Annotated in this window: 1 protein-coding gene; it reads left to right on the top strand. The window is 51.4% G+C overall.

The window, feature by feature from the left end:
- A partial coding sequence (locus ACS8FD_RS15585; protein WP_439276518.1) for a B12-binding domain-containing protein occupies nucleotides 1-1,195 on the top strand: 1,195 nt, incomplete at both ends.

The following is a 1,195-nucleotide window of genomic DNA, read 5'->3' as shown; positions in this document are numbered from 1 at the left end:
CACTGAGCACAACAATTACGGCGCGGACTTTATTAACGCGACGAAATGGATCACCGAAAATTTGCCCAATGCCATGGTGTCAGGCGGCGTCTCCAACGTCTCATTTAGCTTCCGTGGTAACCCGATTCGTGAAGCCATCAACTCGGTATTTCTTTATCATGCGATCAAAAACGGCTTGACCATGGGTATCGTCAATCCGTCGATGCTTGAAGTCTATGACGACATCCCTGTCGAGGCGCGCGAGGCGATCGAGGATGTCATGCTTAATCGCAATCAAGGCGAGACAGGTCAGGATGCTACCGAACGCCTGATGACTATCGCTGAGAGTTATCAAGATGGTGGCAAGAAAAAAGACAGCACCGTCGATATGAGCTGGCGTGAGGGCACGGTTGAAGAGCGCATCGCCCATGCACTGGTCAAAGGCATCACCACCTTTATCGAAGCTGATACCAAAGAAGCATGGGAGAAATATCCCAAACCGCTCGATGTTATCGAAGGGCCACTGATGGATGGCATGAACATCGTCGGTGACTTATTTGGCTCGGGTAAAATGTTTTTACCGCAAGTGGTCAAGTCGGCACGCGTCATGAAACAATCGGTCGCTTGGCTAAACCCGTATATCGAAGCAGAAAAGGTCGAGGGCGAAGTCAAAGGTAAGATCCTGATGGCAACTGTCAAGGGGGATGTACATGACATCGGCAAAAACATCGTCGGCGTGGTGCTCGGCTGTAATGGCTATGACATCCTTGATCTTGGCGTGATGGTGCCATGTGAAAAAATCCTCGATACCGCTATTAGCGAGAAAGTCGATATTATCGGCTTATCAGGACTGATTACCCCTAGCCTCGATGAGATGGTCTATGTCGCCAAACAGATGCAAGAGCGCGGCATAACCCTGCCACTAATGATCGGCGGTGCGACCACCTCTAAGGCGCATACGGCGGTAAAAGTTGAACCGCAATACCAAAACGATGCGGTCATCTATGTCTCGGACGCTTCACGCTCGGTCGGCGTGGTGACCAAGCTGCTGTCGAAAGAGCACCGTCAGGGCCTCATTGATGAAACGCGCGACGAGTACATTAAGGTACGCGAGCGTCTGGCCAAGCGTCAGCCCAAAGCGGCTAAGGTATCTTATGCGGATGCTATCAAGCTTGGCTTTGACTATGATTGGGACAACTATGTGCCACCTGCGCCC

The sequence above is a fragment of the Psychrobacter sp. 1U2 genome (assembly GCF_051847575.1).
Note: the sequence above shows the minus strand (reverse complement) of the source record. Positions and strands in the feature narration are given on the sequence as shown.